This window comes from Salinirubellus litoreus, assembly GCF_037335815.1.
GTDB classification, from domain to species: domain Archaea; phylum Halobacteriota; class Halobacteria; order Halobacteriales; family Haloarculaceae; genus Salinirubellus; species Salinirubellus litoreus.
Genome location: NZ_CP147841.1, coordinates 1,868,737 through 1,888,591, shown reverse-complemented (window position 1 = coordinate 1,888,591; position 19,855 = coordinate 1,868,737). Strand labels below are relative to the sequence as shown.

Here is a 19,855-nt window from a genome sequence, read left to right as displayed (position 1 = left end):
GGGGCTGAAGGAGGCGGTCCGGTCGAACTTCGACGCGAGCGTCCCCGCCTACGAGGCGTACGAGCGCCGGACCAGTCGGTTCGGCACGCTCGCGCGGCTGCTGGCCGCGGAGATGACCGCCCGATCCACCGGACCGTTCGAGACGCTCCTCGACGCGGGCGCTGGCACCGGGATCAGCACGGCCGTCCTGGCCGAACGGGGGTCCCGGACGGTCGCCCTCGACGTCAGTCGGGGGATGCTCCGGGCGAACGACGCGGCCGACCGGGTGCAGGGTGACTTCGACCGATTGCCGTTCGCCGACGGGGCCTTCGACGGCGTCGCGTTCACCGCTTCCCTCTTCCTCGTCCCCGATCCCTCGGTCGCGGTCCGCGAGGCGAAGCGGGTCTGTCGGTCCGGGGGCGTCGTCGGTGCGGTCGCCCCCCTCGGGTGGGTCGACGGCGAAGGAGTGGATGTCTTCGAGCGCCTCGGCCGGGAGTCGCGCTCGCCGGCGGGAGCGGGCGAAGTGGAAGCGGCACTCCGGGCCGAATTCACCGTGGAAACCGGGACCTGGCAGTTCGCGGCCACGGCCGGGGACGTCGGGCGGTTCCACGCGATCCCGGCGATGGCGGCGCGTCTCTATCCGAAGGAACCACCGGAAGAACGGGTTCGGAGGGCGATCGACCTCCTCGACGCGCTCGACGGGACCGTCGAGGAGCGCTGGCGGTGGGTCGTCGGGGTGGCGGACGGGGGCGGCTGACTCGCTACTCGCCCTCCGTCGCGTGCTCGCGCTTCAGCGAGAGGGCCGTCCGGTCGAACTCGCAGACGAGGGTATCCTCGCCGTCGGGCTCAGCCTTGAACGCCTCGACGTGCATCGTGACGACGCCCCGTTCGCCGTCGCTGGTCTCGCGCTTGTCGGTCACGGTCGTCCGCGCGTATATCGTGTCGCCGTGGAACACCGGGTTCGGGTGCTCGACGCCGTCGTAGGAGAGGTTCGCCACGATGGTCCCGTCCGTCGTGTCGGGGATGGTCAGCCCGACGGCCAGGCTCATCGTGTAGAGGCCGTTCACGAGGCGCTCGCCGAACTCGGTGTCGGCGGCGAACGCGGCGTCCAGGTGGAGCGGCTGCTGGTTCATCGTCATGTCGCAGAACGCCTGGTTGTCGCTCTCGCTCACCGTGCGGCGCTTCTCGTGTTCGATGGTCTCGCCGACCTCGAACTCCTCGTAGTAGAGCCCCGACATGGCCCGCGGGTCGGTGGTGGTCGACAAAAGGCTACCGGGAGGCCCGGCGATGATCCGCTCGTCGACCCCGGTGACACCCGCGCGGTCGGGGCGGAGGAGCGCCTCCGGTCTCGTGCTCGATTCGATCGGGGTACAACGAGTCCCGTCGCTCGTCCCTACTGATACGGTCCGAAACGCGAACCCGGGTTACGGGTACCGCGCGATCCCAACGCCGCCGTACCGGTTACCCGGACGCGGGCATGATGTCGAGCCGAACGCGGGCGACGATCAGGTACATCTGCACCGCGATCAGCACACCGACCAGCGCGAGCGCCTCCGCGACCCCCATCAGGTCGATCAGTCCGGTCGCCCCCATCGAGGTGACGAGGCCGACCACGAGGGGTACGATCCCCAGCTGTACTCTCTTCCGTACGTGCTCCGAGAGGAGCATCTCTTTCGTCTGCATCTTCCACCCCCCAGGCCCCGCCGTGGAGCGCTCCATCGCCGGGTGCCCGGTATCCAGTTCTGAAGCGACCGATACCGTTAAGTAATCGTACATTTGGACCGGATAGGGTCCGTGAACACGCCGTTAATCCCCCGTTAAGCCCCCCACGACGTCGAACGCGGGATCGGGCCTCGTATCGGACGGGCGTTCGAGGTGGCGCGGAACGCCGGGGACCGACGGCAGACGACAGACTACCGGGGGAAAGCGAGAAGTCGGGTCGCGCCGACCGCCGTCTCATGGCACGACGCAGCCTGCTGTTCTCGCCGGGCGACCGGCCGGAGATGATGCGCAAGGGGCCGGCGTCGGGAGCCGACGTGGTGATCTTCGACCTCGAGGACGCCGTGCCACCCGAGGGGAAGGGCGAGGCGCGAGCGGCCGTCGCGGACGTGCTCTCGGACCCCGAGTTCGATCCCGACTGTGAGGTGTGCGTCCGGGTGAACGCCGATCCGACCGTCGCCGACGACGACGTGAAGGAAGCGCTCTCGGGAAACCGCGTCGACAGCGTGATGCTCCCGAAGGCCGAGTCGGCCGAGGACGCCGAGACGCTCGCCGGCATCCTCGGAGAGCGGGGGGTCGACGCGCCGCTGATCGCCATCTGCGAGTCGGCGGCGGGGGTCCTCCACGCGGAGTCGATCGCCGCGGCCGATCCGGTCGACGCGCTCGCGTTCGGCGCGGAGGACTTCTCGGCCGACGTCGGCGCGACCCGCACCGCCGAAGGGACAGAAGTGCTCTACGCCCGCGAGCACGTCGTCCTCGCGGCGGCGGCGGCCGGGATCGACGCCATCGACACCCTCCACACCGACATCGGCGACACGGAGGGTCTGGCCGAGGAGACCGCGTTCGTCCTCGAACTCGGCTTCGACGGGAAGATCTGCATCCACCCCTCGCAGGTCCCGGTCGTCAACGAGGCGTTCACGCCGACCGGGGAGCGGATCGAGTGGGCACGCCGGGTACTCGACGCGGCCGAGGAGGCAGACCAGGAGGGGCGGGGGGTCTTCCGCGTCGAGGGGGAGATGGTCGACGCGCCGCTGATCGGCCAGGCCGAACAGGTCAGAGAGCGGGCACGGGCCGCCGACGCCTGGGACTGAGGCTCGCCGAATCGGCCCGGAGAGCGCCGCTACACCCGATATATAAGGTCTATTAATTGTACGGTGTGGTATTACTCCGTCAGTCTTATCGGGCCACTTCCCGTCGTTCGTCCATGGCCGAGGAGGCGAACCCGTTCGAGTCCCTGCAGGAGCAGATCGACGACGCCGCCGTCCACGTCGACGTCCCCGAGGACGTCCTCGAGCGGTTCAAGCACCCCGAGCGCGTCCTCGAAACGAACCTCACCGTCGAGATGGACGACGGCTCGCTCTCTATCTTCAAGGCGTTCCGCTCGCAGTTCAACGGTGACCGCGGTCCCTACAAGGGCGGGGTTCGCTATCACCCCGGCGTCAGCCGCGACGAGGTGAAGGCCCTCTCGGGGTGGATGGTCTACAAGTGCGGGGTCGTCGACATCCCCTACGGCGGCGGGAAGGGTGGCATCGTCGTCGAGCCCAGAGACCTCTCGACCGGCGAACTCGAACGGCTCACCCGCTCGTTCGCCAAGGAGCTCCGGCCCATCGTCGGCGAGGACCGGGACATCCCCGCGCCGGACGTCAACACCGGCCAGCGGGAGATGAACTGGATCAAGGACACCTACGAGACCCTGGAGAACACCACGGCACCGGGCGTCGTCACCGGGAAGGCCATCGAGTCCGGCGGGAGCGAGGGCCGCGTCGAGGCCACGGGCCGGAGCGTCATGCTCACCGCCCGCGAGGCGTTCGACTACCTCGACAGGGATATCGAGAGCGCCACCGTCGCCGTCCAGGGCTACGGCAACGCGGGCTCGGTCGCCGCCAAACTCATCGAGTCGGAACTCGGCGCGAACGTCGTCGCCGTCTCCGACTCCTCGGGAGCCGTCCACGACCCCGGCGGGCTCGACGCCGCCGCCGTCCGGAGCCACAAGGACGAGACGGGGACCGTGACCGGCTATCCCGACGCGAGCGAGGAGTTCTCCAACGAGGACCTGCTGACGATGGATGTCGACCTCCTGATCCCCGCGGCGCTGGAGAACGCCATCGACGGCGACCTCGCCCGGGACGTGAAGGCCGACGTCGTCGTCGAGGCCGCGAACGGCCCGCTCACCCCCGAGGCCGACGATGTGCTCACCGAGAGCGAAGTCTACGTCTTCCCCGACATTCTCGCGAACGCCGGCGGCGTCACCGTCTCGTACTTCGAGTGGGTTCAGAACCGACAGCGGTTCTACTGGCCCGAATCGCGCGTGAACGACGAGCTCGAACGCCACATCGTCGACGCCTTCGACGGACTCACCGCCGCCTTCGAGAACCACGACCTCCCGAACTTCCGGAGGGCCGCCTACGTCGTCGCCCTCGAACGGCTCGGCCGCGCGTACCGCGAGAGCGGGACCTGGCCCTAAACGACCACTTTTTGCACCTCCCTCGGCTCGCCTTCGGCGAGCCTCGGTCGGGCAAAAACGTGGGGAAAAGGCGCGCCTCGTTCCAGTGGTCGGCCTCGATCGCTCAGGCGGACTCGCTTCACTCGTCCGCCAACATCCTCGTTCGCTGGCGCTCACGAGGACTTCGCTCGCTCGGCCTCCCGTAGTCACTCGGCGCGGGTGGGTGCGCCGGTGGTACAGCACCGCCACAGCACCGGGACCGGAATTCGTTCGTGTCGACGGTGGAGAAGCGACGCCGATCACTCCGCGGGTAACATCGCGGGATCCATCGGTTCGGATTCGGCTCGGTACTCCTCGTACAGCGACTCGGCCCAGGAGACCACATCCGGGTGGTCGCTCTCGAGCAGTCCCTTTACCATCACGTCCTCGCCCGTCGAGTCCTCGTCGCAGAGCCAGACCAGCGCTGTCCCGTCGACGACGTGCATGTTGAGCGGAACGTGGCCGTCGTACAGCCACATCCGGTCCGCGATGTCGCGCCAGACCTCCGCCCGCCCCGGCTCCTCGCGGATGACCTCGACGAACCCCCGTTCGATGACGCCCTGGAAGTCCAGTTCGCCGTCGACGATCCGACCGCCGAGCTCCGCCATGTACTGGGGGAGTGAGTTCTGCGTGAGCCCACGGTACGTCTCGGCGTCCCGGAGGAGTTCCATCCCCCGATCGAACTGCGCGGTCGGGTTCTCCTGGGAGGGGGTCGTAATCTTCGCGTCCCGGAGGTGCCGGAAGTCGAGCGAGCGTGCTGGCTCCGGGAGCCAGCCGATCGCCTCCCCGAGGTGTTGCATCCCCCGTGTCGTGGCCAGGAAGGTACGGAACGCGGAAACCCTCGCTTCGCCCACCGTGGTGAGCCGGTAGCGGCTCCCCTCCGAATCGACCCACCCCCGATCCTCGGCGTCGTCGAGCACCCGTGCGGCCGTCGAGCGGGGGACGCCCGTCTCCTCCTGGAGTTCGCGTCGGGAGGCCGGCTCGCCCGCGAGCGCCTCCAGCACCCGGAGCCGGTTCCCCGAGTTCGCCAGGAACCGGATCTCCTCGAGCGCGTCTTCCATGCGCCAACGTAACATACGCCACGATAAAAAGACCCGAGCCGGCGATCGATCGCCGCATCGGTCGGACACGGGGCGGGACCGGGCGATCGGTACCGTCCACACCCCGGGAGACCTCCCAGAGGGTAAGGTCAAACACCTGCGACCGCGAGGATGACCCGGTGTCCCAGAATGGCACGGGCAACGACCGACGCCGAACGGATCGTGGAGGACTACGTGGAGATGTGGAACGAGCGGGAGTTCGGGCGGATACCGGAACTCGTCTCGGAGTCGTTCGTGCACGTGGACCCGGACGGGAGCGAGACGCGGGGACGGGAGGGACTGGAAGGGTACATGCGCGGGATCCTGTCGGGGTTCCCCGACCTCCACGTCGCCCCCACCGAGATGATCTCCGAGGAGGGGACCGTGATGTACGAGGCGACGCTGACCATGACACACGAGGGGGAGTTCGAGGGCATCCCGCCGACCGGTCGGGAGGTCGAGATCCGGGAGATGGCCACGATCGAGGTCGCCGACGGGAGGATCGAGGCACACCGCGTCTACTACGACAACCGGGAGACGCTGGAACAGCTCGGGCTCGTCGAGGAGTGAACCCGGGCCCCGGAACGCGCCACGGGGTGTCCGTCGCCGAAGGAGGAGTCACGGTCGGGAGGTCGGGTCCGCGGCGGCGTCGACACCGTCGTCGGGCCGTGACCGAAAGTGGACGTGGCTCCGGTGGGAGGGGCGCATCCTTATCAGTCCGGACTCCGATAGGCCGAGGTGATGGACGACCTTCGGGGAGTTCTCGAGGCGTCCCCCGACGCCGTCCTCGTCGTCGACGCCGAGGGGGTGATACGGCGGGCGAACAGGCACGTCCCGGAGATCCTGGGCTACGCCCCGGAGGAGCTCGAAGGGGAGGTCGTCGAGGAGCTCCTCCTGAAGGAGGACCGCCAGCACCACGTCGGGTTCCGCCGGGAGTACATCGAGGACCCGGAGCCGCGCCCGATGGGGAACGAACTCGACCTCTACGCGCTTCGCGAGGACGACACCAGGATCCCCGTGGAGATCAGTCTCGGCCCGGTCGAACGGGACGGGGAACGCTACGTCGTCGCGACCGTCTCCGATATCTCAGAGCGGCGGAAGCGCGAGCGGAAGCTCGAACGGCAGAACGAGCGCCTCGAGGAGTTCGCGGGCATCGTCTCCCAGGACCTCCGGAACCCGCTGAGCGTGGCCGCGGGTCGGCTGGAGCTGGCCCGGGAGGAGTGTGACAGCGATCACCTCGACGCGGTCGACCACTCGCTGGACCGGATGGAGGCGCTGATCGACGACCTCCTGGCGCTCGCCCGGGATGGCCGGATGATCGAGGACGTCGAGTCGGTCGACCTCGCGGCGCTCGCCGAGGAGTGCTGGCAGGGTGTGAGACGAACGACGCCACCCTCGTCGTCGAGACGGAGCGGGCGGTCCGGGCCGACCGACGGCGGTTCCGGCAGCTCGTCGTGAACCTGCTCCGGAATTCCGTCGAACACGGTTCGACGGGCAGTCGGCCGGAGGCCGACGACAGCGTGGAGCACGGTGGCGAGGACGTGACCGTGGTGGTCGGGGACACCGACGGGGGGTTCTACGTCGAGGACGACGGCCGGGGGTTCTCGACCGACGACCGCGACCGGCTGTTCGAGCGGGGGTACTCCACCTCCCGGGACGGGACGGGGTTCGGCCTCGCCATCGTCGAGGAGGTCGCCGAGGCGCACGGCTGGCGGGTCCGTGCCACCGAGGGTGACTCGGGCGGCGCGCGGGTCGAGGTTACCGGAGTCGAGCACGACCGCGAGTAGCCGCCGACCGCGGAGCGGGCGAACCGACGCCCGAGGACGACGGGAGCGGTCGCCCGGTACCCGAACCCCTTAAGCGTCCATCGGACGCCCCCGGCACATGAACAAGGCCACGGCGAAGGCCCACCCCATCCAGGGGCTCGTGAAGTACCACGGGATGCGCGATCCGGAGCTCAGGCTCCCCTACCACGACTCGATCAGCCTCTGTACGGCCCCCTCGCACTCGAAGACGACGGCGGAGTTCGACCCCGATCGGACGGCCGACGAGTACGTCGTCGACGACGAGATCGCCGAGGGCCGGGGCGCGGAGCGTATTCGGAGCGTGGTCGACCGGGTCCGCGAGCTCGCGGGAACCGACGACCGGGTCCGGCTGGAGAGCGTCAACGACTTCCCGACCAACATCGGCTTCGGCTCCTCCTCGTCGGGGTTCGCCGCCGCCGCGGTGGCGCTCTGTACGGCGGCCGACCTCGACCTGACCCACCCGGAGATGTCCACCGTGGCACGCCGGGGGTCCTCCTCGGCGGCCCGCGCGGTCACGGGCGCGTTCTCCGATCTCCGGACGGGGCTGAACGACGAGGACTGTCGCTCGCGGCGCATCGACGTCCCCGAGTCGTTCGAGGAGGACGTCAGAGTCGTCGCCGCCGAGATACCGGCGTTCAAGCACACCGAGGAGGCCCACGCCGAGGCCGCCGACTCCCACATGTTCGAGGCCCGGCTCGCCTACATCCACGGACAGCTCGCGGAGATGCGCGACGCGCTCCGCGCGGGCGAGTTCCACCGGGCGTTCGAGGCGGCGGAGTTCGACTCGCTCTCGCTCGCCGCGACGACCATGACCGGCCCCGCGGGATGGGTCTACTGGCAGCCCGAGACGCTCGAAGTGTTCCAGGCGGTCCGCGACCTCCGCGAGGAGGGTATCCCCGTGTACTTCTCGGTCGACACCGGCGCGTCGGTCTACGTCAACACGACCGACGAGCACGTCGACCGGGTCGAGTCGACGATCGCCGACCTCGGCATCGACACTCGCGTCTGGCGGATCGGCGGCCCCGCGCAGGTACTCGACGCGGACGAGGCGCTGTTCTAAGTCCCACCCGTTCCGACTGGCCGGAGGCGGCACCCTCAAGCGATCGACGGCCGTAGGGCCGGTATGCACGTCGCCGTCCTCGGTGCCGGGTACGCCGGCCTGGCCGCCGCCCGACGCCTCGAACGCTCCCTCCCCCAGGAGGTCGACCTGGTGGTCGTGAACGACTCGCCCGACCACCTCGTCCAGCACGAGATCCACCGCGTCGTCCGCCGCCCCTCGCTGGCGGAGGACGTCACGATCCCGCTCGCGGACGTCCTCGGCCGGGCCGAACTCGTCGAGGACGAGATCGAGTCCGTCGATCCCGATGCCGGCGTCGCCACGCTCGTCTCGGGAGATCCCGTCGAGTTCGACTACGGCGTGCTCGCGCTCGGCGCGACCACCGCGTTCTACGACCTCCCCGGCGTGGGCGAGCACGCGATCCCCCTGAAGCGGCTCGACGACGCCCGTCGCATCCGCGAGGCGTTCCTCGCCAGCAACTCCCCGCGAGCGGTGGTCGGCGGGGCGGGCCTCTCCGGCGTGCAGGTCGCCGGCGAGCTCGCCGCCCTCGCCGAGGAGGAGGGCCTCGACGCGACGGTGACGCTCCTCGAACAGCTGGAGGAGATCGCGCCGAACTTCGACCGGCGGTTCGGCGACGCCGTCCGGTCGGAACTGGAGGCCTACGGGATCGACGTCCGGACGGGAACGGCCGTGGCGAGCGCGACGGCCGACGCGGTCGAGCTCGACAGTGGCGAGGAGCTCCCCTACGACGCGTTCGTCTGGACGGGCGGCATCGCCGGGAGCGAGGCCACCGGCGGTGACCGCCCGGTCGTCCGGGCGGACCTCAGGCTCGGCGAGCGGACGTTCGCCGTCGGGGACGCCGCCCGGATCGTCGACGCCTCCGGCGAGGCGGTCCCCGCGAGCGCGCAGTCGGCCGTCCGGGCCGCCCGCGTCGCCGCGGCGAACGTCGGTCGTCTCGTCGAGCACGAGCGGTCCGGCGAGGGCGGCTTCCGCCCCCGGCTGGAGACGTTCGACTTCGACTCCCCGGGGTGGGTCGTCTCGGTCGGTGACGGCGCGGTCGCACAGCTCGGCCCGACGGTCCTCCGCGGGGCCGCCGCCCGGGCAGCGAAGGCGAGTATCGGTGGGGCGTACCTCGGCTCGGTCGGGGCGGTCTCGCGGGCCACCGATCTCGTCCGCGAGGAACTCGGCTGGCCGACGAGCGAGGACGTCGAGGGGTCGGGCGGTCGCGACCCGGACGGGCCGGACGGGACAGAAGTACCGGAGGACCAGGACCCGATCCGGATCAATGTCGACGAGGATCCCGAAGATCCGAACGAGAGCGGATCGAACGGCGGAGCGGCCGGCGACGAGCGGGAGTAGTCGAACCGTACGCATCGGCGGTCGGTCCGGACACCTGCGGGGACTCTGGCGGCCCCCGGCGCTCAGTAGTACTCGGGGCTGTAGTCGTCGGGGTAGAGGCTCCGAACCGAGACGACGACGACCAGGGCACAGCCCACTTCGATAGCGGAGATACCGACGAACGCGAGCAGGAAACCCACGCCCAGCCACTCGAACACGGGCATCAGGAAGAACCCCGAGGCGGCGACCAGGCCCGCGAGGACGATCGCGGCGAGAGCCCGACGGTTCATCGGCGGTCGGTCCACCACCACACCGGTCATACTCGGCGGTGAGCCAAGGAACCGCATCAAGCTTCGCTTCGTTCTCAGACTCGACCCGCGATCCGCTCCTCCGTGCGCGGTGCGAACCCTCGTCCCCGATCACGACCGGAGCAGTGGGCCGATACGGGCCGAACGTCACCACGTCGAACGCCACCTCAGCTGGCGAGATGGAGTTGCGCTCGGCCCCGGGGACGCGCTCCGGGCGGGAAACTTCCGTCCGCCCGCGAGTGAGGACCCCGGAAGGCCCCGACCAGTTCTCCGGAGGATCCACGAACCCGGGTGCGTGAGTCCATCGGGGCGTGCTCCGTTCGGCCACTCAACCGAGCATCGGGTGACGGTCGGTCACTCGCGAGCGACCGAACCGCCGGTGGAAGTCGACCGTTCGGGAGGCCGACGCGAACGACCCCGGCGCGTGGCCGTCGGGCCGTACGGTGTCACTCCGCGTCGCGGCCGATGTCGCGGACGCTCGCGGCGACGACGACCGCCGCGCCCCGGAGCTGGTCGAGCGCGAGGTTCTCGTCCGGGCCGTGGACGTTCGAGTCCCGACCGCCGGGGCCGAACTTGACGGCCCTCGTGCCGCCAGCGTGGAAGTGACCGGCGTCGGACCCGCCGCGAGTCCCGCGGACCGGCACGTCGCCGATGACCGCGTCGGCGTTGCGTGCGACCGCCCGGACGTGGTCGTCGTCGGGGTCCGAGAGGAAGGGTTTGGTCCGGCTCAGCGCCTCGACCGAGGCGGTCGTCCCGTCCGGGAGGTCGACGCCCGCGACCACCTCGCGGAACTCCCGCTCGGCGGCCTCGGCGTCGTGATCCGGAGGTACCCGGCGGTCGACGGTGAACGAGCAGGCGGGCGGGACCACGTTCGTCTTGACGCCGCCCTCGACGGTCGCGGGGGTGCAGGTGGCGCTCCCGACGCCCGGTACCTCGCTCTCCCGTTCGGCGAGTTCCGCCCCGTACGAGTCCAGTTCGGTGATGATCCGCGCGGCCGCGACCACCGCGTTCGCGCCCTCCTCGGGCTCCAGTCCGGCGTGGGCCGACGCCCCGTCGACGTCCACGCGGAAGGTGAGCACGCCCGAGGAGGCGTACTCGACCGCGTAGGTGCTCCCCTCGACGATGACGTAGTCGGCACGGAGCGCACCGCTCTCGACGAGGTGGCCGGCACCCGCCTCGCCGCCGGTCTCCTCGTCGGCGGTCAGCGCGAGCACGAGCGTGACGTCCCCGGGGAGGAGCCCGGACGATTCGAGGGCGCGGGCGGCCAGCGTGTACGCCGCGATTCGACCCTTCGAGTCGCGCGCGCCCCGGCCGTAGAGTCGGCCGTCGTCTACCTCCGCGCCGAACGGGTCGTACGTCCACTTCGACTCCTCGACCGGGACGGTGTCGATGTGGGCGTTGAGCGCGACGGTCGGGCCGTCCCCGCGGGTCACGTACGCGAGGACGTTCGGTCGCGGGTGGGGCAGGTCCAGTTCCTCCAGGAGGTCGTCGGGTGCCCACTCGACCTCGACGTCCCAGCCGTACCCCCCGTACCGGGTTCGGAGCAGGTCGAGGATCGCCGCGTAGTCGCCCGGCGGGTTCACGCTCGGCGTCCGGACCATCTCCCGGAGGAACGAGACCGCCTCGTCCTCGAGGTCCTCGACCGCCCGCGCCAGGTCAGCGAGTTCCGCATCCGAGGTCATGCCCGGAACTGCCGTCCGCCGGTTGTAAACCTCTCGTGTCGCGTCGGGGCCGGGACCCCACGTGCCGCTCCCGTGTCGGGTGTCCGCTCCGGTGGGGACGCCCCGGAGCGATCGGCCGGACCGCGACGCCGCGGATACCGGTAACGCCACGGGCGCGTTCTCGCCCGGCGAGAGATCGAGGAGCGGCCCAACGGGGACCGACGCCGGACGTCCGGATCGGTGTAGGAACGAACATACGCACACGTAGCTGACCGTTCGTGCACGTAGAGGACGTGTTCGGTATTATATAGGATTAACATGACACCCCGGGGAGCGGAGGTCGTGAAGCGCTCACAGGAGAACGTCGACCTCGGACGGCGAACCGTCCTGGGTCTCACGGGAGGAACGGTACTCGGACTACTCGCGGGCACGGCCGGTGCGAGCGGTGGCTCGGCCGCGTCGGGCGGGGCGGCCACCCCCGACGTGGCGAGCGCGCTCGCCGGACACGAACGGATCGAGTTAGAACGGATCGGTCGGTACGAGTCGGGCATCTTCGACGAGGGCGGGGCCGAGATCATCGCCTACCACGCCCCCACGCAACGACTGTTCGTGATCAACGCCGACCTCGGCGGCGTCGACGTCCTCGACGTCGCGGATCCGACTGCGCCCGAGAAGGTCGGCGAGATCGACGCCGTGGGCGGCGTCGAGGGCGTGAGTTCGGCGAACAGCGTCTCGACGTCCGCGGACGCCGTCGCCGTCGCCCTCGAGGCGGAGGTCGCACAGGACCCGGGGCAGGTCGGGTTCTACCACCCCGAGACCCTCGAACTCCTGAGCACGGCGACGGTCGGAGCGCTGCCCGACAAGGTCACCTTCACCCCCGACGGGACGCGGGCGCTCGTCGCGAACGAGGGCGAGCCGACGAGCGACTACGCCTTCGATCCCCGTGGATCGGTCAGCATCGTCGACGTCTCCGGCGGCGTGGACGCCCCCACCGTCAGCACCGCGGACTTCACCGCCTACGACGGGATGGAGGACGAACTCCGGAGCCGGGGCATCCGCATCTTCGGCCCGAACGCGAGCGCGTCACAGGACTTCGAGCCGGAGTACGTGACCGTGAGCGAGGACTCGACGACGGCGTGGGTCTCGCTCCAGGAGAACAACGCCATCGCCGAGATCGACGTCGAGCGTGCGGAGGTCACGGATCTCCTGCCGCTCGGGTTCAAGGACTACAGCCTGGCGGGGAACGAACTCGACGCCAGCAACGAGGACGGCGGCGTCGACGTCCGGAACTGGCCGATCAACGGGATCCTCCAGCCCGACGCGATCGGCACGTACAGCCCCGACGGCGAGACCTACCTCGTCACGGCCAACGAGGGCGACAGCCGCGACTACGACGCCTACAGCGAGGAGGCGGAGGTCGCCGACCTCAGGCTCGACCCCGACGCGTTCGACTTCTCGGCGATCGAGGGGATCGACAGCGTCGAGGAGCTCCAGGCACCGGAGAACCTCGGTCCGAAGGGCGTGACCAAGACGCTGGGCGACGTCGACGGCGACGGCTACTACGAGGAGATATACGTCTTCGGCGGGCGGTCGTTCAGCATCTTCACCACCGACGGCGAACTGGTGTTCGACAGCGGGAGCGACTTCGAGGAGATCACCGCCGAGCGGTACGGCGACCGGTTCAACAACGACAACACGGAGAACACCGGGGACAGCCGGAGCGACAACAAGGGGCCCGAGCCCGAGGGTCTCACGCTCGGGCGGATCGGCGACCGCCACTACGCGTTCGTCGGGCTCGAACGGATGGGCGGGGTCGTGGTCTACGAGATCACCGACCCGCACTCCCCCACGTTCGTCGACTACGTCAACAACCGGGACCTCTCGTTCGACATCCAGGGCGAGATCGCCGAGGGTGACGCGCCCGCCGGCGCGGCCGGCGACCTCGGTCCGGAGGGGCTGGACTACGCGTCCGCCGAGGAGAGCCCGATCGACGACCCCCTCGTCTTCGTCGGCCACGAGATCAGCGGCACGACGGCGATCTTCCGCGTGACGAGCACGAGCGCCGTCCTCGACACGTCGGTCGCGTGTACCGACGAGGGCGCGACCCTGACGGTCACGAACGTGAGCGACCGGCGGGTCGAACTCCGCGACATCGACAGTTCCGGCGTGAACGCCCTCGTCGGCCGTCGCGTGCTCGGTCCCGGGGAGTCGGTGACCCTCGAAGACGTCCCGAACGGCACGGCCGTGCTTCGGGCGTTCGACCGCGAGAGCGGTGACCCGATCGGCCCCCGGATGGAGGTCCCGGTCGACTGCGAGAGCCGCTGAGGGACGCGTCGACCGCTACCACCACCACACCACCTCGGCCGACTCTCCCGGCCGGTCCTCGACGAGCCGCCGGACGAACGGAAACGATCCGCCCCCGGGCCGACGAGTCGAGCCCCCCTTTCCACGCGAACCGGGGAGGGAGGTCCACGGTGGATCGACGAGTACCGTATAAACCATTGTATAGCGGTAACACTTAACACGACCGTTACCGTACGGCCCGTGAGGAGTGGAAAATATGAGCACACCCCGAACCGGTGCCACGAACGATCGGGGCCGGGGCGTCCCCCACGAAGACGAACGGAGGGAGACCGTCGGAGCGGTCGAGCACTACACCTGTGGACTGGTCGGGCTACTCGCGACGACCGTCTGCGTCGTGCTGCTCTACCCCGCCCTCGTTTCGGCTACCAGACCCCTCCACCTGCTCTCGTCGGTCGCGCTCGTCTTCATCGTCGTGACCGCCTGGGTGCTGGTGTGGCTGTCGTTCGAGGTCGTCTGGGAGTGGCGGGCCGGACGTCTCACGACGCGGTGACTCGCCCGACGTCCGTCCCGTCACGCTGATCGGTCCTCCCGTATCCCGACCCCGGTGTCGGCCTCCAGTAGCCGGGCGGGCGGGCGGAGACTCCACTCGCACGTGTGGCTATCAGCCTTCTCGAACCGCACCGCTCCCGGAAGCGGTGCTCGTACGCGGCCGTTCGCCTCGCAACCCGGGCCACGGTCGTCCGCAGGCCGCCGCTACGGTCGTCGGGGCGCTCTGCCGCGTCGGCCGGCCTCCGCCTGCCGGCGGGCGGCGAGGACGGCGAGCGGAAGGCCGAGCAGCGCCGCCAGCACCGCTCCGCCGAGGGTGAGGATCAGGACGAGGCCCCACGGCCGGGAACCGTACGGGACGAACACCGCCCCGGCGAGCGCGAAGCTGACGAGGGCCCCGGCGAAGGCGAGCGTCAGCGACCGCAGGTCCTCGACCGCCGCGTCCCGGGCGACCGCGAGGCCGAACGCCGGGACGACCGCCAGCGGGAGGTGGAACGCCATCCCTCGAAGGACGGTGAGGGCTCCGTCTGTCACCGGGTCGACGACGGCCAGCCCCGAGAGGACGACCCCGACCCCGAGCGTGCTGGCCGCGGCGAGGGCGAGCGCACCGCGTGTCGTCCGGAGAGTTGCGGGGCGGGCGAGTGCGATGCTACCCGTCACGAGGTAGATCGCGGCGAGACCGGCGAACCACGATGGTTCGTTCGTCGCCCCGGCCAGGCCGGCGGCCAGGAACCCGACGAGACCGAGACCGGCGACGAATCCGGCGATCCGGTCGGGGTCTAGGGACGCCTCGGCCGCTCGCATCGAGACGCCCGCCACCCCCACGAGCAACAGTCCGTAGAGGACGAGCGCGGGGAGGACGAACGCCGCGAGGTTGTCCAGCCAGATGGGCGCGGTCGAGAGGGCGACCACCGCGTCGGCGTGGGTCCGACCCGTCCCCGGGCCGCCGTAGACGACGTAGACGTCGTCGTAGAGGGCCGACCCCCGCTCGGCGGTCGATCCGCGCCACGTCGCGTTCCCCCCGTCGATCTCGGGAACCTCGCCGGGGGACGCGTACTCGTCGCCGATGGTCGCTCGCGGGTCGTTGACGACGGCGGTACCGTCGGGGCCGGCGATGGTGAACCGGTCGGCGTTGAGTATCCACCCGCCCCGGATCCCCTCCGAGTGGAGGTAGTCGACGACGAGGAGGCCGAGTCGCCGCTCGCCCGCGTCCGGGTCGCGGAATCGGATCTCGATCGTCCGGTCGTCGATCGAGACCGACCGGAACCACACCTCGCCCTCCTCGTAGACGTGCGGCAGTCCCCACCCCTCGGTCGCCGCTCGGCGGGCGATCCCTTCGAGCAGGTCGGTGTCCTCCGCGAGGCGATCGGCGGCGGACCGGTTCACCCGATCGGTCACGATCCAGGTCGCCGATCCGTTCTCGTGGACGCGGACCGTGGCGGTGCTGTGGGTGACGTTCGCCGCGAGACCGCGCTCCTCGGCGGCGTGCTCGAACGAGGAGCCGCAGGCACCGCAGACGGGATCTGGCTGGGGGCTCGCGATCGTTGAGGGGACCGCCCCGAGGAGGACGCAGGCCACGAGCAGGAGGGCGAACGGGAGGGCGGCACGTCTCACGGTAGTCGTGGGAACAGCGTTTCTCGGTAAGTGTCTTCTGTGGCTACCGGGGAGTGAGAGCCGCCGGCCCCGACCGGACCCCACCACACGTCAGCTACATACGCGTCGGTCCCCTCGTTCCGGTCGATGACGGGAGAGAAGGCGACGTTCGGCGGCGGCTGCTTCTGGTGTATCGAGGCGGCGTTCGAGGAGCTCGACGGCGTCACGGACGTCACCTCCGGGTACGCCGGGGGGCACACCGAGGACCCGTCCTACCGTGAGGTGTGTTCGGGCAACACCGGCCACGCGGAGGTCGTCCAGCTGGAGTACGATCCAGAGACGATCACCTACGAGGAGCTGCTGGAGGTGTTCTTCACCGTCCACGATCCGACGCAGCTGAACCGGCAGGGTCCGGACGTCGGCACGCAGTACCGGTCGATCGTCCTCTACCACGACGACGAGCAGCGCGACCTCGCGGAGTCGTACGTCGAGGCGCTGGACGAGGAGGGTGGCTACGACGACGAGGTGGTGACGGAGATAGAGTCGCTAGGGACGTTCTACCGCGCCGAGGAGAAGCACCAGAACTACTTCGCGAAGAACCCGACCGACGCGTACTGCTCGATGCACGCCCAGCCGAAGGTCGAGAAGGTGCGCGAGAAGTTCCGCGAGAAGGTGAAGGCGTAGACACGAGGGTCGGAGACGGAGACGCGACGGGGAGAAGAGATATGCGCCGTCCCGCAGCAGGGGGCCACCATGACCGACGCCAGCGTGACGGTCGTCCCCCGGGGGACGATCCGCATGGACCGGAACTTCCAGCTGGAGGCGGCGACCATCGCCAGATGCTCCGATCCGAACCCCGACCTGGAGTTCGTCGAGTCCCCGATCTACAACCTCGTTATCGACCACCCCGAGGCGACCGTGCTCTGGGATACGGGAGCACACCCCGGGGCGGGCGAGGGCCACTGGCCCGCCGGGCTGTTCGACGCCTACCCCATCGAGAACCCGGAAGACCACGCCCTCGACGCCGATCTCGAACGAGCCGGCTACGGGATCGAGGAGATCGACCGCGTCGTCCAGACCCACCTCCACATGGACCACGCCGGCGGGCTGGAGCAGTTCGCGGGGACGGACGTCCCCGTGTTCGTCCACGAGGAGGAACTCAAGTACGCGTACATGAGTGCGACCACGCGCGAGGGGAGTGCGGGGTACGTCCTCGATGACTTCCACCACGACATCGAGTGGCGGCTGGTCCACCGTCACCGCGAGACCCTCTTCGAGGACCTCGAACTCCTGCATCTCCCGGGACACACCCCCGGGATGCTGGGGACGCTGCTCCACACGGACGATCACGGGACGCTCCTGTTCACGAGCGACCTCGCGGACGTGGCCGCGAACTACCGGAAGGAGCGCCCGCCCGGGCCGGGACTGCTCTGGAACCGGCAGAAGTGGCTCGAGAGCCTCCGAACGACCAAGGAACTCGAACGTCGCCACGACGCCGAGGTGATCTACGGCCACGACCACGACCAGTTCGAGGAGATACGCGAGGGCTGGCCGTAGCGGCCCGGATCGCCGCGTGTCGAGAGGCGCTCCCGTGGGTCGCGGCCGATCAGCAGCAGTAGATGAACGGGTTCACCAGCGCGACGCGGTCCCCGTCCTCGAGTTCGGTGTCGAACCCGTCGAGCAGTTCGTTGAACCGGCCGTTGACGAGCACCCGCGCGTACGGCCGGGTCTGCTCCCCCTCGGGGTTGTCGACCCACCGGCCGGGGAGCGCGTCGAGATCGGGGACCCGCGCCCACCCCTCGGTGGAGGCCTCGGCCTCGGTCTCCGCGATCAGGAGGTCCGCGACGTCGTACTCCGCGAGGAACGCCTCGAGGAACTCCCGGAGGGTCGACCCCTCGAACGTGAACTCGAAGCGGTGCTCGGAGAGCGCCGTCCGGACGTGACCGGTCGCCTTCACGTCGACCGTCGTGGTCGCCGTCGAGTTCACCATCTCGTTCTCGGTTCGAGCCTGCATGCGCGAGGCTCGGTCGTCCCGGACCTGGAACCTTGTCCCGAACGTGTTCGTCCTCGGCCTCGACACCCCGCGGCCTCCGGTCGTCGCGGGGGACGCCGGTCGGTCGCACGGAGTCGGAAGCCTGCGGCCGGCCCCGGGGAGGGTGGAGTGGTAGTTTATACCTCGCGGGAACGGGTCGTGTGACAGTATGCAACGGACGGTCGGAACGTACGACTACGTCGTGGTAGGCGCGGGCTCGGCGGGCTGTGTCGTCGCGAACCGGCTCACCGAGCGGTCGGATCGGTCGGTCCTGGTCCTGGAGGCCGGCGAGCCGAGCGACAGGCGGGAGACCGACATCCCGGCGGCGTTCCCCGAACTGTTCCGGAGCCCCATCGACTGGGAGTACTACACCGAGCCCCAGACCGGGTGCGACGGGCGGCGGCTCTATTGGCCGCGGGGGAAGACCCTCGGCGGCTCCTCCTCGATGAACGCGATGATCTACGTCCGTGGGCACCCCGCCGACTACGACCGATGGGCCGACCGCGGGAACGAGGGCTGGAGCTACGGGGAGCTACTCCCGTACTTCCGCAGGAGCGAGCACTTCGAGCCCGGTGGGTCGGGGTTCCACGGGATGGGCGGGCCGCTGAACGTGACCGAACACCGCTCGACACACCCCCTCTCCCGGCGGTTCGTCGACGCGGCTGCCGCTGCCGGTCATCCGCACAACCCGGACTTCAACGGCGAGCGACAGGCGGGGGTCGGCTTCTACCACCTCACCCAGAAGGACGGGGAGCGCCACAGTGCGGCCGACGCCTTTCTGATACCCGCGCTCGATCGGCCGAACCTCCGCGCCGAGACCGGCGCACACGTCACCCGGATCGCGTTCGACGGCGACCGGGCGACCGGCGTCGACTTCCGACGGGACGGTCGGGAGTACCGCGCCCGGGCCGAAGGGGAGGTGATCGTCTGTGGAGGGGCCGTCGACTCCCCGAAACTGCTCATGCTCTCCGGGATCGGCGACCCCGATCACCTCGCGGAGCACGGCGTCGAGGTGCGGGCCGATCGGCCCGGCGTCGGGCGGAACCTCCAGGACCACCTCTTCGCGTTCAACGTCTACCGGTCGACGACGGCGGGGACGCTGGACAGCGCCGACACGCTCCCGAACCTCCTCAGGTACTACCTCCTCAAACGCGGCCCGCTCACCTCGAACGGTGCCGAGGCCGGGGGGTTCGCCAGGACGTCGGCCGGCCGCGCGATCCCCGACCTCCAGTTCCACTTCGTCCCGGCCCTCTTCATGCGGCACGGGTTCGACAACCCGGAAGGCGACCACGGGTTCTCCATCGGGGTGACACAGCTCCGACCGGAAAGTCGCGGGCGGGTCACTCTCCGGTCGTCCGATCCGTTGTCCCCGCCGGTCATCGACCCGCGCTACCTGACCGAGGAGACGGATCTCGACGTCCTCGTCGAGGGCGTCCGGATGGCACGGGAGATCGCCCACCGGGACCCGTTCGACGACGTCCGCGGCGAGGAGGTGTGGCCCGGCGAAGGTGTCGAGAGCGACGAGGGGATCGCCGAGTGGACTCGCCGGACCGTCGAGACGGTGTACCACCCGGTCGGGACCTGCCGGATGGGCGAGGACGGAACGGCGGTCGTCGACGACCGCCTCCGGGTCCACGGTGTCGAGGGACTGCGGGTGGTCGACGCGTCGGTCATGCCGACCATCCCGGGCGGGAACACGAACGCGCCGACTATCGCGGTCGCCGAGCGGGCCGCCGACCTGATCAAGAGCGAGTGGTGAGCGCCGATCGCTACCCCGCAGTCGGGTCCGTCAGCGACACCAGTCCGGACGAGCGAGGGGCTTCGAGCGCCAGGGTACCGGGGACGACGCTCGCCGTGTGCTTACGTCAGGCTCGGTTCCCGGGATGGCGAAGCGAGTGGGTGTCCCCCGTTCCCCCCGTGCAGCGTGCTCCGTGTGACCGGCGGGACCGTGT

The 19,855-nt window shown here is 70.0% G+C and carries 20 protein-coding genes; 13 read left to right on the top strand and 7 right to left on the bottom strand.

Features of this window, described 5'->3' with window-relative positions:
* The first annotated feature begins 4 nt into the window (after positions 1-4).
* On the top strand, positions 5-736 hold the full coding sequence (locus WDJ58_RS09240; RefSeq protein ID WP_380661581.1) for a class I SAM-dependent methyltransferase: 732 nt from the start codon (positions 5-7) through the stop codon (positions 734-736).
* 4 nt (positions 737-740) lie between these two features.
* On the opposite strand, the gene WDJ58_RS09235 is transcribed toward WDJ58_RS09240, so the two are convergent.
* Both WDJ58_RS09235 and WDJ58_RS09230 read right to left on the bottom strand, forming a co-directional pair.
* Complete coding sequence (locus tag WDJ58_RS09235) at positions 741-1,217, bottom strand: MaoC family dehydratase (RefSeq protein ID WP_338917394.1); 477 nt, start codon at positions 1,215-1,217, stop codon at positions 741-743.
* A gap of 223 nt (positions 1,218-1,440) precedes the next feature.
* Entirely contained in the window at positions 1,441-1,662 is a 222-nt protein-coding gene (locus tag WDJ58_RS09230; protein WP_338917393.1) for a hypothetical protein, read from the bottom strand.
* Between the two features lie 275 nt (positions 1,663-1,937).
* On the opposite strand from WDJ58_RS09230, the gene WDJ58_RS09225 reads away from it, so the two are divergent.
* Positions 1,938-2,789, top strand: a complete 852-nt coding sequence (locus WDJ58_RS09225) for an HpcH/HpaI aldolase/citrate lyase family protein (protein WP_338917392.1) — start codon at positions 1,938-1,940, stop codon at positions 2,787-2,789.
* Positions 2,790-2,902: 113 nt separating this feature from the next.
* Positions 2,903-4,162: a Glu/Leu/Phe/Val family dehydrogenase gene (locus WDJ58_RS09220; protein WP_338917391.1), complete on the top strand. Its 1,260-nt coding sequence runs from the start codon at positions 2,903-2,905 to the stop codon at positions 4,160-4,162.
* 278 nt (positions 4,163-4,440) lie between these two features.
* On the opposite strand, the gene WDJ58_RS09215 is transcribed toward WDJ58_RS09220, so the two are convergent.
* A complete protein-coding gene (locus WDJ58_RS09215) occupies positions 4,441-5,241 on the bottom strand; it encodes a helix-turn-helix transcriptional regulator (protein WP_338917390.1) in 801 nt (266 codons plus the stop codon).
* Positions 5,242-5,409: 168 nt separating this feature from the next.
* Here WDJ58_RS09215 and WDJ58_RS09210 point away from each other — a divergent pair, with 168 nt between their 5' ends.
* From WDJ58_RS09210 to WDJ58_RS09190, 5 genes are all read left to right on the top strand, one after another.
* Positions 5,410-5,829 carry an ester cyclase gene (locus WDJ58_RS09210; RefSeq protein ID WP_338917389.1) on the top strand — a complete coding sequence of 140 codons (420 nt, stop codon included), beginning with the start codon at positions 5,410-5,412 and terminating at the stop codon, positions 5,827-5,829.
* A 171-nt stretch (positions 5,830-6,000) separates the two neighbouring features.
* Positions 6,001-6,717: a PAS domain S-box protein gene (locus WDJ58_RS09205; RefSeq protein WP_338917388.1), complete on the top strand. Its 717-nt coding sequence runs from the start codon at positions 6,001-6,003 to the stop codon at positions 6,715-6,717.
* Positions 6,714-7,046, top strand: a complete 333-nt coding sequence (locus WDJ58_RS09200; RefSeq protein ID WP_338917387.1) for a sensor histidine kinase — start codon at positions 6,714-6,716, stop codon at positions 7,044-7,046. The genes WDJ58_RS09205 and WDJ58_RS09200 overlap by 4 nt, the downstream gene beginning before the upstream one ends.
* A 97-nt stretch (positions 7,047-7,143) precedes the next feature.
* Positions 7,144-8,124, top strand: a complete 981-nt coding sequence (gene mvaD, locus WDJ58_RS09195; protein WP_338917386.1) for a phosphomevalonate decarboxylase MvaD — start codon at positions 7,144-7,146, stop codon at positions 8,122-8,124.
* 63 nt (positions 8,125-8,187) lie between these two features.
* On the top strand, positions 8,188-9,480 hold the full coding sequence (locus WDJ58_RS09190; protein ID WP_338917385.1) for an NAD(P)/FAD-dependent oxidoreductase: 1,293 nt from the start codon (positions 8,188-8,190) through the stop codon (positions 9,478-9,480).
* A gap of 62 nt (positions 9,481-9,542) precedes the next feature.
* On the opposite strand, the gene WDJ58_RS09185 is transcribed toward WDJ58_RS09190, so the two are convergent.
* A complete protein-coding gene (locus tag WDJ58_RS09185; RefSeq protein WP_338917384.1) occupies positions 9,543-9,779 on the bottom strand; it encodes a hypothetical protein in 237 nt (78 codons plus the stop codon).
* Between the two features lie 434 nt (positions 9,780-10,213).
* Positions 10,214-11,449 carry a M20 family metallopeptidase gene (locus WDJ58_RS09180; RefSeq protein ID WP_338917383.1) on the bottom strand — a complete coding sequence of 412 codons (1,236 nt, stop codon included), beginning with the start codon at positions 11,447-11,449 and terminating at the stop codon, positions 10,214-10,216.
* Between the two features lie 321 nt (positions 11,450-11,770).
* Here WDJ58_RS09180 and WDJ58_RS09175 point away from each other — a divergent pair, with 321 nt between their 5' ends.
* Together WDJ58_RS09175 and WDJ58_RS09170 are read left to right on the top strand one after the other, a co-directional pair.
* Positions 11,771-13,753 (top strand): choice-of-anchor I family protein, encoded by a 1,983-nt coding sequence (locus tag WDJ58_RS09175; protein WP_338917382.1) that lies wholly within the window; start codon positions 11,771-11,773, stop codon positions 13,751-13,753.
* 235 nt (positions 13,754-13,988) lie between these two features.
* Positions 13,989-14,282, top strand: coding sequence for a hypothetical protein (locus WDJ58_RS09170; RefSeq protein ID WP_338917381.1), 294 nt, complete (start codon positions 13,989-13,991; stop codon positions 14,280-14,282).
* A 203-nt stretch (positions 14,283-14,485) separates the two neighbouring features.
* Here the strand turns inward: WDJ58_RS09170 and WDJ58_RS09165 are convergent, their stop codons facing one another.
* Positions 14,486-15,892: a hypothetical protein gene (locus WDJ58_RS09165; RefSeq protein ID WP_338917380.1), complete on the bottom strand. Its 1,407-nt coding sequence runs from the start codon at positions 15,890-15,892 to the stop codon at positions 14,486-14,488.
* A 126-nt stretch (positions 15,893-16,018) separates the two neighbouring features.
* Here WDJ58_RS09165 and msrA point away from each other — a divergent pair, with 126 nt between their 5' ends.
* A complete protein-coding gene (msrA, locus tag WDJ58_RS09160; protein WP_338917379.1) occupies positions 16,019-16,555 on the top strand; it encodes a peptide-methionine (S)-S-oxide reductase MsrA in 537 nt (178 codons plus the stop codon).
* Between the two features lie 69 nt (positions 16,556-16,624).
* A complete protein-coding gene (locus WDJ58_RS09155; RefSeq protein ID WP_338917378.1) occupies positions 16,625-17,428 on the top strand; it encodes an N-acyl homoserine lactonase family protein in 804 nt (267 codons plus the stop codon).
* Positions 17,429-17,477: 49 nt separating this feature from the next.
* Here the strand turns inward: WDJ58_RS09155 and WDJ58_RS09150 are convergent, their stop codons facing one another.
* Positions 17,478-17,885, bottom strand: coding sequence for a MoaD/ThiS family protein (locus WDJ58_RS09150; protein WP_338917377.1), 408 nt, complete (start codon positions 17,883-17,885; stop codon positions 17,478-17,480).
* 187 nt (positions 17,886-18,072) lie between these two features.
* Here WDJ58_RS09150 and WDJ58_RS09145 point away from each other — a divergent pair, with 187 nt between their 5' ends.
* Positions 18,073-19,662, top strand: coding sequence for a GMC family oxidoreductase (locus WDJ58_RS09145; RefSeq protein WP_338917376.1), 1,590 nt, complete (start codon positions 18,073-18,075; stop codon positions 19,660-19,662).
* Positions 19,663-19,855 lie beyond the last annotated feature (193 nt).

Excerpts from the sequence above, each read along its gene's own strand:
- WDJ58_RS09235 (WP_338917394.1), bottom strand. The coding sequence starts at position 1,217 with ATGTCGGGGCTCTACTACGAGGAGTTCGAGGTCGGCGAGACCATCGAA.
- WDJ58_RS09230 (WP_338917393.1), bottom strand. The coding sequence starts at position 1,662 with ATGCAGACGAAAGAGATGCTCCTCTCGGAGCACGTACGGAAGAGAGTA.
- WDJ58_RS09225 (WP_338917392.1), top strand. The coding sequence starts at position 1,938 with ATGGCACGACGCAGCCTGCTGTTCTCGCCGGGCGACCGGCCGGAGATG.
- WDJ58_RS09220 (WP_338917391.1), top strand. The coding sequence starts at position 2,903 with ATGGCCGAGGAGGCGAACCCGTTCGAGTCCCTGCAGGAGCAGATCGAC.
- WDJ58_RS09215 (WP_338917390.1), bottom strand. The coding sequence starts at position 5,241 with ATGGAAGACGCGCTCGAGGAGATCCGGTTCCTGGCGAACTCGGGGAAC.
- WDJ58_RS09210 (WP_338917389.1), top strand. The coding sequence starts at position 5,410 with ATGGCACGGGCAACGACCGACGCCGAACGGATCGTGGAGGACTACGTG.
- WDJ58_RS09205 (WP_338917388.1), top strand. The coding sequence starts at position 6,001 with ATGGACGACCTTCGGGGAGTTCTCGAGGCGTCCCCCGACGCCGTCCTC.
- mvaD (WP_338917386.1), top strand. The coding sequence starts at position 7,144 with ATGAACAAGGCCACGGCGAAGGCCCACCCCATCCAGGGGCTCGTGAAG.
- WDJ58_RS09190 (WP_338917385.1), top strand. The coding sequence starts at position 8,188 with ATGCACGTCGCCGTCCTCGGTGCCGGGTACGCCGGCCTGGCCGCCGCC.
- WDJ58_RS09185 (WP_338917384.1), bottom strand. The coding sequence starts at position 9,779 with ATGACCGGTGTGGTGGTGGACCGACCGCCGATGAACCGTCGGGCTCTC.
- WDJ58_RS09180 (WP_338917383.1), bottom strand. The coding sequence starts at position 11,449 with ATGACCTCGGATGCGGAACTCGCTGACCTGGCGCGGGCGGTCGAGGAC.
- WDJ58_RS09170 (WP_338917381.1), top strand. The coding sequence starts at position 13,989 with ATGAGCACACCCCGAACCGGTGCCACGAACGATCGGGGCCGGGGCGTC.
- msrA (WP_338917379.1), top strand. The coding sequence starts at position 16,019 with ATGACGGGAGAGAAGGCGACGTTCGGCGGCGGCTGCTTCTGGTGTATC.
- WDJ58_RS09155 (WP_338917378.1), top strand. The coding sequence starts at position 16,625 with ATGACCGACGCCAGCGTGACGGTCGTCCCCCGGGGGACGATCCGCATG.
- WDJ58_RS09150 (WP_338917377.1), bottom strand. The coding sequence starts at position 17,885 with ATGCAGGCTCGAACCGAGAACGAGATGGTGAACTCGACGGCGACCACG.
- WDJ58_RS09145 (WP_338917376.1), top strand. The coding sequence starts at position 18,073 with ATGCAACGGACGGTCGGAACGTACGACTACGTCGTGGTAGGCGCGGGC.